We start from the raw sequence: 15,937 nt of genomic DNA, 5'->3' as shown, positions 1-15,937 counted from the left end.
ACTATTTCGACATCCACTATCGAATCTTTATATGCATACAAGACGGAAATCTCCCGATGTATTTATGTAAGTTTATAATAGTAATCCCCCATTTTCATGTAGCTAACAACAACTAGTTTCTTAAAAAAGTAAAAAACCGATTATCCTGTAATGTAAAGGATAATCGGTTTTTTATTTTTCATTCAATTGGAGGAATTTTCAAAATATAATCCCATAATTATTTTCTATAAAACAATTCGTTTCTCAGTTGCTGAATCGAAATAATGAACTTTGTCCATGTTCAAAACTAACTCTATATTTGATTGACTTTGCGCATCTAAAGAAGTATCCACACGTGCAACGAAAGATTGTCCATTTAAGTTGGAATATAGATATGTTTCTGCCCCCATTAGTTCTGCTACATCAATAGATACCGTTACTTTTGCGTTATATGGTAAACCCTCGGTTTCTTTTCCATAATAAAAGTCTTCTGGACGTATTCCTATTATAATTTCTTTATTCGCATATCCGTTATTTCGTAAGCCTTTCATCTTCTCTTCTGGCACTTCAATTTTCCACTTATCAATTATAACTGCGGTATCTGTTAATACTCCTTTGAAAAAATTCATTCCAGGAGAGCCGATGAATCCTCCGACAAATACATTCTCCGGATTGTCATACACTTCTTTCGGTGTCCCCACTTGTTGTACAATCCCATCTTTTAACACAACAAGGCGAGTTGCCATCGTCATCGCTTCTATTTGATCGTGCGTAACATACACAGTTGTTGTTTGTAGCTGTTTGTGTAATTTTGTAATCTCAGCGCGCATTTGAACACGCAACTTCGCATCTAAGTTTGATAGAGGCTCGTCCATTAAAAATACCTTTGCATTTCGAACAATCGCTCGTCCTAAGGCAACACGCTGACGCTGTCCACCTGAAAGAGCTTTTGGTTTTCGACTTAAATACTGATCAAGACCAAGAATCTTCGCTGCATGTTGGACACGTTTGTCAATTTCTTCTTTACTATATTTTCGTAGTTTTAATCCAAATGCCATGTTTTCATAAACACTCATATGTGGATAAAGCGCGTAGTTTTGAAATACCATTGCAATATCTCTATCTTTCGGCGAAATATCATTTACACGTTTTCCGTCAATATAAAAGTCGCCCTCCGAAATCTCCTCAAGTCCTGCAATCATACGTAATGTTGTAGATTTCCCACACCCTGAAGGGCCAACCAAAACGATAAATTCTCCATCATTTACTTCTAGGTTAAAATCTTTTACGATTGTCACATCATGATCATATTTTTTGTAAATGTTTTTGAATGATAGTTGAGCCATAATATCCTCCTAGAATTCGAGCTGTTTTTGTATATATTTTTATTGAAAAAATTCGGTGTTCAGTTATTTTATAAAATTTTCGAAATATCCTTCATACTTTCTAAAATATAATCAGCTTTTCCTTCTAAATCTTCTTTCCTGCTCGCACCGGATAAGACACCCACTACTTTAATGTTACTATTTCTTGCAAATTTTACGTCTGTTAATGTATCGCCTACCATAAGCACATCTTCTTCAGTTAGAGAAAATTTTTCTTTAAACATATGATAAAAATCACTTTCAGGTTTTGTTCTATTCACACCGTCATCTGCACCTAAAAAATCTACATAATCATATAACTCAGTCATTTTTAGAGAATGAATCGCTGCATCTACATCGTCTGCCGTAACAACCCCAATAATATATTCATTGTCTTTTAAATATTGTAACGTTTCCTTTGCACCTTCCACTTCTGTAAATACAAGATCATCTGCTGTAGAGTACTTTTTGAATAAAAGACATACATCATGAATGAAATCTTCTTTATCCACATGTTGATTTTCTAACAACGAATACCATGCAGCCGCAATAAAGTAATTTGTGTGACAAGCTAGTAAACTCGTACTCTCAAAATCGTTATCATTCATGCCAATAATCGATAAGTAATCATCTCGTTTACTTTTTTCACTTGGATACGTTTGAAATATATCATCTAACACACGATGCACAATTTTATACCAAACTGAATCTAACTGTATTAATGTTCCATCTTTATCAAAAATAATTGCTTTATTCACTTTTTATTCCCCCTGTAACTTCATTCCATGTTTTTATATTTTTATTTTGAACTTTATTATGAATAGGATTAATAAACGCTACTAATTCGTCATCTTCCCATCCCTCAACTCTAGCGTACGCCCCTTCATGTAATGAGAATTCAAAAGTTACGTCGCCGCCAGATTTTTGTTCCATTATTTGCCCATTTATTATGAGTCTCCACTCACACGGTTTGTCAGTAGAAATGCTGTAAATAATATTTCCTGTAGCCTCATCACCGACATATTTCGTTTCGCCCTCGTTTTGAATGTCTATCGCTAATTTTCTAAATCGAGAGAAATAAATTCTTCCCTTTTTGATTGCAGATTTTAAGTTTTTAATTGATAAACCGTTACATAATACATATGTTCCTGGATCACCGTAAATGGATGGATCTTTTGATCCTGGGAATGTTTTAGATGGATGTAAATGCGAATCACTTCCACCTATCCCCCAAATTTTAAGACCATTTGCCCACATTTGATCGAAACAACGCAAAGCTTCTAAAGTGGATGTTTTACTTTTTTTATAAGTTGGATCACACATAATTTCCATCGTATGAACATGTTCTAAATTAATATTCACTTGGTTCGCCCAAGGCTTCATAAATGGATGATTCACACTCAATAAATAACCTTTTTCTTTCATTAGTGCAAATAGTGCATTCATTTTGTCAGCGCTAAATGATTCATCTACATACTCTGTAAAATCCACGTATTCCCTCATACCAAAAATGTTGTAATGACCGAAAGGAGTTGTAAGCTCCATAGATGGAATAATTAATGTGTTTCCTTTTTCATAAGATGGCATTACGATATTGTGCTCCGTTGCATATAAAAAATCTAATTCTTGTTTTTCGCATACTTTCATTCCAAGTTCATCATCTATCTCGCCATCAGTTAAATCTGTGTGCTCATGAAATTCTCCTTTGTACCAGCGATGTTCTTCATTTATTACCTTATTAAAACGGTCATCATCGATAAAAACATTTCCCTTACAAAAGTGTTCTCTATTATACTTTCGTTCCAACTGATCGTTCACTACTATATTTACTGTGTATTCAACTTTTGTCCCAGTAAATCTCACTACTTTCTTTGCACAATGAGGGATATATACGACTTCTAATTCCCAATTACCAGGTTGGATTTCTCCTCCACTACAACCTGCGGAACAAAACTCTAAATCTTTCGAAACGATTAGTTTTTCATTTGCAATTGGTGTTTGATATTGTATACGTACATAACCGTTAGGATCTCTTACGATTAATAAAAGCGGGATTTTCCGGCTATCCCCTTGATCAATCGTTAATGTGAAATTTGTCATATCAGTTTCATCCATTTGGAAACAATGTTTGTTTTTTATGAATGGAGAAAGTGTTATCGTACTTGTTATTTCGATCATTGTTTTCACACCTTTTTACGTTTTAATGAAGGAATGTTAGAGGCACTTCTTTTTCTCAAAAAGCACCTCTTATTCGTAATACCATCTATGTTTACTTCTTCTTTTTCAACACTTTATCTAACTCTTTTTGTGCAATTTTAGCTGCTTCATCCAATGCTTTCTTTGCTGGAATCCCTTCAATTTCTACTTTATCTTTCGCTACATTTAAAGCATCATTGATTTTCCCGCCTGTTGGATCTACAAATGGTCCCACTCCATTATTGTTAGCTTGTTCTAATGGAACTAATGCTTGTGGTTGTTTTTTGACAAATTCAGCATATGGACCGTAATCTGTTACATTGTTACGAACAGGGATATATCCTGTAGCCATGGACCATTCAGCTGTTTTTTCCGTACTTGTCGCAAATTTCATAAAGTCATATGCACCTTTTGCTACTTCTGGATCAATATTTCTCGTTAATGTGAACAAATAAGTTTCTAATTTTGGAGCTGGTTTATTATTCCCCCAAGCTGGCTGAGGTAATGCTTCAAATGTGTTAAGGCGTTCTTCCTCTGTCATTCCTTTACCTAATGATTTAAAAACAAATCCTTGGTCACCAGATGATCCTGTAAATCCTAGCGTTCTACCTTCAACTAAATCAATTACAGTTTTGTCCCAATATTCCCATCCAGTACCACCTGAATGTATTTTCATAATTTTATCTTCATGTAGCCATGTACGGAATTTCTCCCATACCGTAACCCAAGTGTCATCGTTAATTAATACTTTTGTACCATCTTCACTTAATACATTTCCGCCAGCACTGCGAACCGCATCAATTAAGTTTGATGTCCCCCACATTGGCATCCAGCCAGCATACGTAACATCACCGTTTTCACCACGTTTTGCGACAGTTTTTGCTACCTTTTCTACACCTTCCCACGTCTTTAAATCATCTTTTGTAAAACCATTCTCTGCTAATGCTTTTTTATTGTAATAGAAAATTTGCGTTGTACCGTAAAACGGAATTCCATATAACTTATCGTTAATTGTTGCTTGCTCCATAAAACCTTTCCCATAATCTTCTTTTTTGAAATTAGTATCATTTTTAACATATTCATCTATAGGTACGATTAACTGTTTTTTAGCATATTCTTGAATGACATCTGAACCTAGTAATGCAATTGCTTCTTGGTTATTCGCTGCAAATCCACTTTGTAGCTTTTGATATGACTCATCGTAGCTACCTGCTTTTGTCGTTTTCACTACATATTTGTCCTGACTTTTATTGTATTCTTCCACAATCTTATCTACACTATCTGCAAGAGAGCCCCCTACTCCATTAATGAATGGAACAACAACCTTCTCCCCTTCTTTACTCGCTTTAACCGTACTTCCTTTTCCGCCTGAACAACCCGCAAGTGCACTAACAAACAATGTTATAACTGTTAGAAGCATGAATAGTTTTTTCATCCCACAAATCTCCTTTAATATTTATTTACCCCTTTATTCCTGAATCAGTAACACCAGATAAGAACCATTTTTGTAGAATTAAAAATACGATTAAGAGCGGCACTGTTGCGATTGTGCTTGCAACCATAATGTGTGACCAATCTCGCCCTAAGGAACTATTAATGAAATAATCAGCAATTCCATTCGTAATTAACTTTTGCGTATTATCTTTCAATATAAGAGCTGGCCACATGTAATTATTATAATTACCAATAAATGTGACCAATCCTAGTGTTACAAATGATGATCGTGTCATTGGGAAAATAATCTTCCAAAGAATACGCCAATCACTTGCCCCATCAATTTTGGCTGCTTCTACTATTTCAAAACCAACTTTGTGGAACGATTGTTTTAAATAGAAAATACCGAATACACTAACAGCCATAGAAATCATGTATCCAAAATGCGAATCAAGGAGACCGAATTTCCCTAACATTACATATACAGGAACATACGAAACAGCTCCAGGAATCATATACGTTGCCATTACAACACTAAATGTAATATTTTTACCTTTAAATTTGTAAAATGCCAACATATAAGCAAACAGTGCAGATGAAACAAGCACATATATTGTAATAAGGAAAGATGTATAAAAACTATTAAATAAATATGTGTTAAATGGTAGTATGTCTAATACTTGTCGATAATTTTCCCAGTGAAATTCCTTAGGCCAAAAGCCTCCTTGTAATACTTCACTAGATGTTTTAAACGAGCCAAGTACCATCCATATGAATGGAAAAACAAATAGTATACTTGATAACGCTAGAAAGAGATGCTTTACAATTAATGGACCTTTTTTCATATTATTCACCTTAATAGTTCACCCACTTGTCACCTATTATTTTGTTTACAACAGATAGTAGAATTGTAATAATTAGTATGATAAATGCGATTGCTGTTGCAGATCCCATATCAAACTGTTCAAACCCTTGTTGGAAGAATAAATAAAGTAACGTACGCGTAGAACCACTAGGTCCACCTTGTGTTAAGATTTTTATTTGATCGTAAGCCTGCACCGAAGAAATTGTATTGACGACAACTAAGAAGAAAGTTGTTGATGAAACCATTGGCAGTGTTACATATCGAAATTTCTGCCATGCATTTGCTCCATCAATACTAGCTGCTTCATATAAACTATCTGGAACTTTTTCTAGTGCGCCGATATAGAAGATCATCGTCCAACCAACTAATTTCCAAACTGTCATTATAATGACTGCTAACATCGCTGTTTGACTACTTTGAAGCCAGTCCAAACCTGGTATTCCGAAAAAGTTTAGCACTTTATTAATAACTCCAAATTGAGGTTCATATAGGAGTGACCACACAATGGATACAGCTATTGTTGGCGTTACCCAAGGTGAAAAGATCATTAATTGGTACAATGCAGAACCTTTAAATTTTTTTCGGAAGAATAATGCGAAACCTAAGCCCAATGCAATTGTTGGAATGACTGTTCCAATTCCGAAATAAAACGTATTGAGCAATGCTTGCATAAAAGAATCTTGTGTAAATAAATTAAAATAGTTTTCTAAACCAACAAAGTTAAAATCATTCGTCATAAAATCCCAATCAGTAAAACTAATACCTAAACTAATGAAATTCGGAATAATCCAAAACAAAATTAGAGGTATTCCAACTGGTAGTAAAAAGAACACAGCTTTTGATAGTTTTATTTGCATTCTTGCCACCTCCTAATTCATATTGTACGGGTATATTATTAACACAATGTTGTTAATTTGTTAACTAATTGTAAAAACAACAAATTAACAAAATAAAACAACATATAAACAAAAATAAAGCTATTTCTCAACGGATTAAGAAATAGCTTTAACAAAAAACAAACAAAAAAAACAACTAGCTCCTCATAAAAGATACTAGTTGTTTTAAAATTCGTTAGCGGAAATTATTCTAAGGTTCTACTTGTTCTTCTTGAATTATGATTTCAGTATTAATTGGTTCCTGATGTAATACTATATCCAAGCCCACTAATTCGCCTTCTTTTCATTTTTCTATATTGTTATTACTTCAACCCCATTACTTGTTAACACACTTTCCCACGCTTCATCAAGCTTTGCATTCGTATATAATGCATCTATATCACTAAAACTCCCGCTTTTATAAAACTTTGTTAAATTAAACTTTGACTCATCAGCCATCATTACAACTTGTTTTGCATTATTCTTTAGCTGCTTAAATATTTGTGCATCTTCAATATACGAACATGTTAGTTCTTTTTCTAATGAAATGCCATCACAAGAAGCAAATAACTTATTAACAGTGAAATGATCAAGATAGTTTAACGTCATTTCTCCAGACAATGCTAATGAATTTGTATTCAATATTCCCCCTATGACTATTAACCTGCAATCAAAGGAATCATACTGTTCTTTCAGCTCAATAATTTTATTTACAGCTGGTATCGAGTTTGTTAAAATCGTCAAATTCTTTTTATCGTATATGTAATCTAAAATTTGCATTGTAGTTGTCCCAATTTCAATTGCGATAATATCATTATCTTCTACGATTTTACTCGCTTCCATTGCAATTTTTCGTTTTTCTTCAATATTTTCAGATCGACGTTTATCAAAATGAAATTCTAGTGATTGATCTTTTTTCTTAATTGCCCCACCATGTATTTTCGTAAGCTGCCCTTCCTTGTGCAACATATCTAAATCTCTTCGTATCGTTTCTGTTGTAACATTTAATACCTTCGCTAAATCATTTACCATCACTCGATTATACTTTTCTAACTCATCTAGTATGTGTTTTCTTCGTTCAAATTGTGTGTAAGATTTCATTTTATTAACACCTCATCAAATTACGCAAAATATTGATTTTCTAAAAACTCTTAATATACAAAAGGATTAATCATTACTTTTAACATAACATCATTTACAGAAATAAGAAACGATTATATTCATTTAAATCTAAAAATTATTTAACAATAAAAACATGATTATAATAAATAAAAATTTATTGTTAAACGATAAATTTTATGTTAAATTTAAAAGATATTAAATAAATGAGGTGCTTTTTATGAAACAAGGGTCCACACTCTTTTTAAAAACCGTTGTGATTCTAATTGGAATCCCTGTTCTAGCTATGTGTATATTTTTGGTTCCTAAAATTGGGAATTTCGCAGCTGAGTTGTATCCCGATATTGCATTTATAAAATATCTTGTCTTTATCAATTTATATGCAACGGCTATCCCTTTTTACTACGCCCTGTATCAAGCTTTTAAACTTTTAAGCTATATTGATAAAAATAATGCTTTCTCGGAATTGTCTGTTAGCGCTTTAAAAAACATAAAAAACTGTGCTTTAACAATCAGCGTCTTGTACGTATTAGGCATGCCACTCTTTTATCTCATTGCGGAGAGAGATGATGCTCCAGGCTTTATCATTATTGGCATGATCATGATTCTTGCATCAATGGTTATCGCGGTCTTTGCTGCCGTTCTCCAAAGGCTTTTACAAGATGCGATAGATATAAAATCAGAAAACGATTTAACAGTCTGAGGTGATACATATGGCAATAATAATTAATATTGATGTAATGCTTGCTAAACGGAAAATGAGCGTAACAGAGCTGACTGATAAAGTTGGTATTACAATGGCTAACCTTTCTATTTTGAAAAATGGAAAAGCAAAAGCAATTCGATTTTCCACTTTAGAAGCAATTTGTAAAGCATTAGAGTGCCAACCTGGGGATATTTTAGAATATCGACCAGAAGAGAGCGAATAAAAAGAGTCCTTCATACAAGAAGGACTCTTTTTATTGCACATTACGGCGCAAAACTAATTTGACCAGTAAACAATAAGATAATCGTAATAATCCAAAAAATAAAGAAAGATGAGGAAAGTATTAATGAGACAATTGCAATTGCTTTCTTCTCTGTTTTTTTCGTCATTGTAATGACAGAAAGTATGATACCTGCAACTGTCAGGGCAACTGTAATATAGTCTCCCACTATATTACCTGCATTCGCTATCCTTGTCGGTGTAATAAAAACGAATAAAAAGCACAAAATGCCGATGAGTAAAGATATATAGCTTATTATACTGTACTTCTTTTGGGGAACTATTTCAGTGTTCATCCCATCATCCCCCTTCTATATAATTATGAGATTATTTTAGTACAAATAACCAAAAATTGGATGGTATAAAAAACAGATAAAGTGGACACTACCACTTTATCTGCCATTATATTTCTATTTAATATACAGCCCTGCTATTTCTTCTTTATCATTATAAGTTATGATAAAGGTACGTTGTTCTTTACTATACTTTGCTACAAGAATAACAGTATATAAACCATCTTTTTCTTCAATCGACTTTTTCTCAATTTTTTCGAACGTACCAGCTTTCTCAATTACTGGTGTAAGCTCTTTCATTTTTTCTTCTGATAACCCTGTTTTCATTTTACTATCAAAGTTGTCATGCACTTCTTTATACTTCGCTTCGTTTAATAGTAATACAATTTCTTCCGCCTTCGGAATAAATTTTTTTGACGTACTTTCATCTACTTTATTTCCCGTACATGCTGCAAGTGCAAACGCCGCGATAGCACTTATAATAATGAGTAACATTCTTTTCATTTTAATACACCCTTTCTTTTTAAAATAAAACTATAACTAAATACAAGTAAAGCGCTTATTGCTATTGAAACCTCAACAGCAATTATCCCACTTTCACCTGGTACATATAGCGAGATCGTGCTAGCTAATGTATTTACAACTCCATGGATGAGAATGGCAATAATAACATATCGAAATTTCTTCTGAACGACAGCTTGCAATACAATGAAGGAAAGTCCAATATGGAGTAACATCGCAAAGAAACGTTCAATTCCGCCGACAAAATAACTATCCATATTTCCACTAACTGTTTGCGATAATAATAGAGATAATACTGGAATACCAACTATTAATATCGCTTCAATACCACCGTGTCCTGCTCCGAATAGAAAGCCAGATTGCCAATCACGCTGTTTCATAAAATAACGCATTGCGATAAAACGAGCTACCTCTTCAAAAACTCCAGCTGATAAACTAAGCAAAATCGCAAATAATACAGGCTGCATCATACTAAACATAGAAAAAGCTGTGCTATTTCCATTTAAATAATTTAGTATCGGTATGCGAATTAACACTTGTGATACAACAAAAGCCAATGTACCCAATATATACGGGATATAGCGTTTCTTCCAAAAGGCATATATAAGTGCAACAAGCGGTAATCCTATGCTGATAAACGCTGTAAAAATAAGACCATTCATCTCGCTTCACCTCTTACTTGAAGTGTATAAAAACAAGTGAAGAAAGTATGTAGTTATTTCCTATTCGGTTTCATTTTCATCATAAATGGTCATCTCATGTCTTTTAAGATGAAAGTTTGGGTGAAATAAGGGTTTGTATAAGTCGTTTCTAACGTTGCATTGTTTGTTTTATTTATAATACGTTTTAATGAGAATAATCCGTATCCTCTTTCCCCTTCTTTACTCGAATAGTTCTTCTCATATATTTTTTGTAGATCCAGTTCTTTATAATGAGAACTATTACGCACAACAAAATATTGTTTTGTATCCATTTCAAATAAAGCAATTTGCAGTACCTTTTCCTCGCTATGTATTGCTTCTTCAATTGCGTTATCTAATAAAACAGAAATGATACGAATAAATGGAATAATTGGCATCGACACTGTTTCGATTTTATCTGGAATATCAAGCATTACTTTTATTTGTTGTTGCTGTGCCGTACCAACTTTCGCTCTTAATACACTTTTCACTTCAGAAATTTGAATTCGCGATAATTTCGCGATATCTAATTCATGATTATTTATTAAGTTTAATGTGGGAGTAATAACTTCGCCGTACACTCGTTCGATTTCTTTCACATTCTTTGTGCGTATCCCCTCTTCTAACGCCAATAACACATTCATATAATCATGGCGGAAACTAGCAAGTTCATCATGCATATCCTCTAATTTCTCCACATAATCTAATAACTCTTTGTCCAAACGCTTTTCATGTTCTTCTAGTAACTTTTCTTTCGATAAATGTGAGCTTATTAATACAATGATTACTAATAATAAAAATAAAATTATCGCTGCTATATAACTTAATTCACCATATTGTTGATTTAACTTTGCTAAAAAATGAGTAGATGGCCTTGTTAAAATTAGTTCAATTATGAATCCAATAATTAGTAATATATACGTTACATAATATAGTGGACTTCCTACTATATATTGAGCAATTTTTTGAATTCTTTTACGAGCTAAAATAATACCGATAAAAGTAATACTGGATACGATAAGATGAATAATGCTACCTGTCCATAGATATAAATTGAGTGGCGTTAACATAAATAGTTTCATTCCTAAATCAAGAAGCAGCATTTTCACTAAAGTTATAATAACCATACTCACTAGTGCAAAATATAAATTTCGCATAAATTTCAATTCATTTTGCATTAATCCTAAGCTTATAAGAAATAACACAATTGTGCTATTTAACTCTGGATATCTAGTCACTGTTACAACAACTGCAAGTAAAACAATAAATACAGCACTTAAAGTCACTAACATTCTATATGACAATCTGTTGTACCGAATTAATTGAATGTATAAAAATGTATGACTCATACTTGTAAGCAGTAGTGCAAATAAATCATAAATATACATTACATCTCACCCTTTAACATGTTACGTACTTTACTCACTAAACGACGTGATACTGGGATACGTTTTCCACTTTTTAAAATCATCATTTTTTGCTTTGCATCATAAGAAGACATTTGCTTCGTATTCACGACGTAGGATTGATGGCAACGAAATAAGCGTTCATCTATTATTTCAATCTCCTTTAATGTCCCGTAAAAATAAACGTTACGATCTAGCGTCACTAATGCTAAACGGTGTGGTTCATCGGTCATAATATATTCAACTTCATGAAATGGAACTTTCACAGTCGCATTATTATTTTCAACAATAAAGTCATCAGGTGGAATGATATGCTTATTACGCGCTTCATATTGAAGTAAACATTCTTCAAACACCTTATATCGCTCTTCGTATGGCAAACCTTTATCAATAAAAGTTAAAGCAGATACCATGTATCGATAAGATATGGGTGCAAATTCAGAATGCGTCGTTACAAACACAATAATCCCTTGCGTATCATACTTTCGTATTTCTTGTGCTACTTGCAAACCCTTCCGTTCTTCTCTTTTTATCTCTATATCTAAAAAATAGATTGGGACATACTTCGTCCTTGAAATGTTATGAATAATGTTTTCACTTTTACTAGTTACCTCAATAAAATCGTAAGGCAACATATACTTTTCACAAATCTCCTCAACTAGCCGCTTCATTTGCCGCGCTTGTATGACATCATCTTCTAAAATGAAAATACTCATATGATCACTCGCTTTATAGAAATCTATCTTTAGAATAACACGATTACTTACAAATACTGAATAATATTCCCTATATTTTCAAACGTAATAACAGCTATTATTGTTTTTTCTGCATATTAAAAAGGCATTTAAACTACTATTATAGAATACAAACTAGAGGTGATTTTTAATGAATAGTATACATATAGAAACGAATATACTAAATACATAGATTTAACAATTTCTACCTGAATATGATTTATTCTTTTTCCCTACCAAACATGGAACAGTAGTAAAACATTTCACTTCTAATACTTTACTTATGTCTAAAGAAGAATTTTCTAACCATTCCATTTTTAACAATATCGATAATAGAAATAGCTATCAAGTATGGAATAGCTCAAAAAAATAAAAACTGTACCTTTAAATTGAAAGATACAGTCTTTAATAAAATTGATAGCTCTTTACGAATAACTACTTGAAAAACTTATTTTTGGCACCCTCTATTTAATATCGTTACATATGACTAAATCCGCCCTATTCTTCGGCAATTCCATTTCCAAATAATAATCCTCTGCTTTCCAATACCTATTTTGAAACTTTGAAAGCTTCTTCTGCGTTTCCTCACTCTCGCGAAGAAACCTTGTCTCTCTTGGGCAATCCAAATACACCATATAGTGAAAGAAATCTCTCCATTCTTTTCGCTGCAGAAAAACTCCTTCCACTACAATTGCGCCTACGATAGGGATCTGTACTTTTTTCATTTCACACAAGTCTGTTTCATCGTGATAGAAAGGCAATTTCAAATTTGTTTCATGCTGTAACTTCTGAAAAAATTTCTGCTGAAGCCATTTAATATCCCATTGTAAATGGTAATACTCAAACCATTCTTCCTCTCCTGTATGATAACGTTTATTACGCTCCACTATATGATCATCCATATGAAAAATATGAAACGGAATACCTTCTTGTTTCATATTTCCCTTTAAATTTGCTACGAATGTTGTTTTGCCCGAACGGCTTAAACCATCTATTCCTAAAATGAATCTATTTTCCCTATGCTTCTTCATAATAGTTATAAGTTCGTTCGTACTCATTACTTCTGCCACTCTTCTTTTAATAAAGAATATAAAATTGTATCATGGGCAACTCCATTTTGAATCATATGTTTTCGAAGTAATCCTTCTTCTTGAAACCCTGCTTTTTTTAACAATTTTTGCGAAGCTTTATTTTCTACATATACAACAGCGGCAATTCTTATGAGCTGTAACGATTCAAATCCATAAGTTAAAATGGCCTGAAGTGCTTCTGATGCATATCCCTTTCCCCAATATGTATCGTCTAATTCATAACCAATTTCAGCTCTTTTATGATGATTGTTAATTAAATGAAAACCGCACGTTCCGATTAGTTGGCCCGTCCCCTTTTTCTCGATTCCCCAGCGAAACACACTTCCTTCTTCATAACGATTTTTAAACGTTTGAATCGTCATTTTCGCTTGCTCAATATTTTCGAAAGAATCCATTCCGAAATAACGTATAACAGATTCTTTCGAAAAATAACGGAACATCGTTTCTGCATCTAGTAGTGTAAGTTCTCTTAATAGTAAACGTTCTGTTTCTAGTTTCGGAAACCCCATCTCTTTTTCTCCTTCTATTCTAATGAACTGCAAATTTCAATATAATTACCGTCTGGATCAGCAATGTATGCAATTGTTTGCCCCCATGGCTTTACAATTGGTTCAACTAAAATCTTGATACCTTGTTCTCTAAATTGCTCAATCGTTTCTTGTACATTATCAACAACGAATCCTAATTCGAAATGAGAAGACTGTAATTCACCTTCTGTAAGCGGTAATCCGGTTAATTTCTTTACATCTTCTCTCGTATTCATCGCTAAAATTGTTGATCCAGTATGAAATTCAATATATGTACCGTGCTCTGCTTTTATAGGTAACTGTAAAGTATCTTTATAGAATCTTAAACATTCCTCAAACTTTTCTACATATAATATGATGTATTTCATTTTTAAATTCATGTTATACCCCCCTTTATCTATCCCCTAAAAATTCGACAAATCTTTCAAATAACCTTGTTCCATACGCACAAAAAAATGAGGCCGATTTCTCGGCCCCCAGCTTATTGGCATAAAACAGGAGATTTGGTTTGGACATAACCAGTTCTTATTTTTATTATATTTTATTTTTTCTGAATTTTAAATACATTAAATACCTATTTATATTGAGAAAGTTTTTTTACTTGCATAAAATCAAAGCACTTTAGAAATGATACAAATGGAGGTGTATACATATGGAACCAATGCTATGTCCAAGTTGTAAAACGAACCGTACTCGCTTTAATATTCTTGAGCAACAAGTAAAACCAGTCAAGTTAAATCCACAAACTGGTCAAGTAGAAGAAGAATACACAAACGAAACGATGAATGTTTTTCATATGGCTTATCAAGGACCTACATACCGCGTCCAATGCGCTGTATGCGGGCTTGTTGAAAATCCAGAACAATTTATTAAACCTGCTCAAAATCAGTCTTTCTCTTAAAATTATTACTACCCCTTATAGAAATAGATTTTTCTATAAGGGGTTTTTTCCTTTTAATATGGTAATATAAAACATATTTCTTCCTTATTATATATTAAACCTCACACTTTCCTGGTAATATTTACATAAGGGAGGTGAAAACAATGATTTTAAATAAAAAGTTAGTGATTCCATCTACATTTCTACTATTAACTTGTCACATAGTCATCTTTTACTTTTGGATTTTCGAATGGAAGAAAATCTCGACTCCTTATGGTTTAGCTCTATGGATACTGTCTACTGTTTGTGGCCTTTTACTTTATTTCCATTTTAAAAATCAAAAATCTAATAAAATAATATTAATTGGTAGTTCATTATTAATTGTTTCTTCTTCATTTATGATTTTTTTAGGTATTATTACTGGGATTATCTTTGTAACTGTTAGTTCTATGCCTTAAATATATAATGTTTTATTATATAAAAAATATCTAACAAAACAAGGGTATATAGAAATTAAAGAAGGTGATTTCCATTCAATATACAACCATCTTCTTTAATAAATCCACTCTTTGTTACAATATTTCATTTTTTAACTTTTTAATCTTCCAAGATACATTAATAAATATATATAAATACATACAACCTACAAATCCTATCATACCTTTAAATATATAAGGAATTCTAGATTCTGATGGTCCAAGAAAACATAAGTAAAGCGCTGGCATTATCGTTACAAACATAATTACAAAAAACTGTAACAACTCAGTAAGTTTTTGTATCCTCGTTTCCTTTTCTGAATATATATCTGGCAACTCATTTTCCTCTTCTACTTCTTTACAAAAATAATTCCATTTCGCAAAACTCGTTACATGTTTCCAGCCACACATTTCATATATTTCAATATATTCTTTTTGTTTTTCTTTCGAATCTTTATACTCTAATCTAAAATCTGCTTTAGCAAGTGCATTTTAATAATTAAATATCCAT

At 32.6% G+C, this 15,937-nt stretch carries 19 protein-coding genes and 1 pseudogene; 4 read left to right on the top strand and 16 right to left on the bottom strand.

The features are described from left to right. Positions 1-224 precede the first annotated feature (224 nt). The 7 genes from ACQKNI_RS02465 to ACQKNI_RS02435 form a co-directional block, all read right to left on the bottom strand. Positions 225-1,325 carry an ABC transporter ATP-binding protein gene (locus ACQKNI_RS02465; protein ID WP_098882913.1) on the bottom strand — a complete coding sequence of 367 codons (1,101 nt, stop codon included), beginning with the start codon at positions 1,323-1,325 and terminating at the stop codon, positions 225-227. A gap of 68 nt (positions 1,326-1,393) precedes the next feature. Beyond that, complete coding sequence (locus ACQKNI_RS02460) at positions 1,394-2,101, bottom strand: HAD family hydrolase (RefSeq protein WP_427282166.1); 708 nt, start codon at positions 2,099-2,101, stop codon at positions 1,394-1,396. Continuing rightward, complete coding sequence (locus ACQKNI_RS02455) at positions 2,094-3,521, bottom strand: CehA/McbA family metallohydrolase (RefSeq protein ID WP_098357558.1); 1,428 nt, start codon at positions 3,519-3,521, stop codon at positions 2,094-2,096. Before ACQKNI_RS02455 ends, ACQKNI_RS02460 begins: the two co-directional genes overlap by 8 nt. Positions 3,522-3,612: 91 nt before the next feature. Further along, the gene (locus ACQKNI_RS02450; protein WP_098357559.1) at positions 3,613-4,974 is read right to left on the bottom strand and encodes an extracellular solute-binding protein; all 1,362 of its coding nucleotides are present in this window, start codon (positions 4,972-4,974) and stop codon (positions 3,613-3,615) included. Positions 4,975-4,999: 25 nt separating this feature from the next. Continuing rightward, complete coding sequence (locus tag ACQKNI_RS02445; protein ID WP_088229473.1) at positions 5,000-5,818, bottom strand: carbohydrate ABC transporter permease; 819 nt, start codon at positions 5,816-5,818, stop codon at positions 5,000-5,002. 10 nt (positions 5,819-5,828) lie between these two features. After that, complete coding sequence (locus ACQKNI_RS02440) at positions 5,829-6,695, bottom strand: carbohydrate ABC transporter permease (RefSeq protein ID WP_088229474.1); 867 nt, start codon at positions 6,693-6,695, stop codon at positions 5,829-5,831. Positions 6,696-7,025: 330 nt separating this feature from the next. Beyond that, positions 7,026-7,814: a DeoR/GlpR family DNA-binding transcription regulator gene (locus ACQKNI_RS02435; protein ID WP_088229475.1), complete on the bottom strand. Its 789-nt coding sequence runs from the start codon at positions 7,812-7,814 to the stop codon at positions 7,026-7,028. A 238-nt stretch (positions 7,815-8,052) separates the two neighbouring features. On the opposite strand from ACQKNI_RS02435, the gene ACQKNI_RS02430 reads away from it, so the two are divergent. Then, positions 8,053-8,535: a DUF2975 domain-containing protein gene (locus ACQKNI_RS02430; RefSeq protein WP_088229476.1), complete on the top strand. Its 483-nt coding sequence runs from the start codon at positions 8,053-8,055 to the stop codon at positions 8,533-8,535. Between the two features lie 10 nt (positions 8,536-8,545). Continuing rightward, positions 8,546-8,761 carry a helix-turn-helix domain-containing protein gene (locus tag ACQKNI_RS02425; RefSeq protein ID WP_088229477.1) on the top strand — a complete coding sequence of 72 codons (216 nt, stop codon included), beginning with the start codon at positions 8,546-8,548 and terminating at the stop codon, positions 8,759-8,761. A gap of 40 nt (positions 8,762-8,801) precedes the next feature. Here ACQKNI_RS02425 and ACQKNI_RS02420 read toward each other — a convergent pair whose 3' ends face one another. The 8 genes from ACQKNI_RS02420 to ACQKNI_RS02385 all read right to left on the bottom strand — a co-directional run bounded on the left by ACQKNI_RS02420 (position 8,802) and on the right by ACQKNI_RS02385 (position 14,450). Next, positions 8,802-9,113 (bottom strand): hypothetical protein, encoded by a 312-nt coding sequence (locus tag ACQKNI_RS02420; protein WP_088229478.1) that lies wholly within the window; start codon positions 9,111-9,113, stop codon positions 8,802-8,804. Between the two features lie 114 nt (positions 9,114-9,227). Beyond that, on the bottom strand, positions 9,228-9,614 hold the full coding sequence (locus tag ACQKNI_RS02415; protein WP_088229479.1) for a DUF3887 domain-containing protein: 387 nt from the start codon (positions 9,612-9,614) through the stop codon (positions 9,228-9,230). Beyond that, on the bottom strand, positions 9,611-10,294 hold the full coding sequence (locus ACQKNI_RS02410) for a YhfC family glutamic-type intramembrane protease (protein WP_088229480.1): 684 nt from the start codon (positions 10,292-10,294) through the stop codon (positions 9,611-9,613). Before ACQKNI_RS02410 ends, ACQKNI_RS02415 begins: the two co-directional genes overlap by 4 nt. An 89-nt stretch (positions 10,295-10,383) precedes the next feature. After that, entirely contained in the window at positions 10,384-11,700 is a 1,317-nt protein-coding gene (locus ACQKNI_RS02405; RefSeq protein ID WP_098253430.1) for a GHKL domain-containing protein, read from the bottom strand. Continuing rightward, a complete protein-coding gene (locus ACQKNI_RS02400; RefSeq protein WP_427282165.1) occupies positions 11,700-12,434 on the bottom strand; it encodes a LytR/AlgR family response regulator transcription factor in 735 nt (244 codons plus the stop codon). The genes ACQKNI_RS02405 and ACQKNI_RS02400 overlap by 1 nt, the downstream gene beginning before the upstream one ends. A gap of 482 nt (positions 12,435-12,916) precedes the next feature. Further along, positions 12,917-13,510: a kinase gene (locus ACQKNI_RS02395; protein WP_088229483.1), complete on the bottom strand. Its 594-nt coding sequence runs from the start codon at positions 13,508-13,510 to the stop codon at positions 12,917-12,919. Next, positions 13,510-14,052 carry a GNAT family N-acetyltransferase gene (locus ACQKNI_RS02390; RefSeq protein ID WP_088229484.1) on the bottom strand — a complete coding sequence of 181 codons (543 nt, stop codon included), beginning with the start codon at positions 14,050-14,052 and terminating at the stop codon, positions 13,510-13,512. Before ACQKNI_RS02390 ends, ACQKNI_RS02395 begins: the two co-directional genes overlap by 1 nt. A 14-nt stretch (positions 14,053-14,066) precedes the next feature. Continuing rightward, positions 14,067-14,450 carry a VOC family protein gene (locus ACQKNI_RS02385; protein ID WP_098253429.1) on the bottom strand — a complete coding sequence of 128 codons (384 nt, stop codon included), beginning with the start codon at positions 14,448-14,450 and terminating at the stop codon, positions 14,067-14,069. A 272-nt stretch (positions 14,451-14,722) separates the two neighbouring features. On the opposite strand from ACQKNI_RS02385, the gene ACQKNI_RS02380 reads away from it, so the two are divergent. Together ACQKNI_RS02380 and ACQKNI_RS02375 are read left to right on the top strand one after the other, a co-directional pair. After that, the gene (locus ACQKNI_RS02380) at positions 14,723-14,971 is read left to right on the top strand and encodes a DNA alkylation repair protein (RefSeq protein ID WP_088229486.1); all 249 of its coding nucleotides are present in this window, start codon (positions 14,723-14,725) and stop codon (positions 14,969-14,971) included. 143 nt (positions 14,972-15,114) lie between these two features. Continuing rightward, complete coding sequence (locus tag ACQKNI_RS02375; RefSeq protein WP_088229487.1) at positions 15,115-15,408, top strand: hypothetical protein; 294 nt, start codon at positions 15,115-15,117, stop codon at positions 15,406-15,408. 114 nt (positions 15,409-15,522) lie between these two features. Here the strand turns inward: ACQKNI_RS02375 and ACQKNI_RS02370 are convergent. Further along, a pseudogene (locus ACQKNI_RS02370) lies at positions 15,523-15,906 on the bottom strand (DUF2812 domain-containing protein); the annotation flags it as partial. Positions 15,907-15,937: the final 31 nt, after the last annotated feature.

Source organism: Bacillus sp. NPDC094064 (genome assembly GCF_050279585.1).
Classification (GTDB): Bacteria; Bacillota; Bacilli; order Bacillales; family Bacillaceae_G; genus Bacillus_A.
This window is presented reverse-complemented; position numbering and strand designations above follow the sequence as displayed.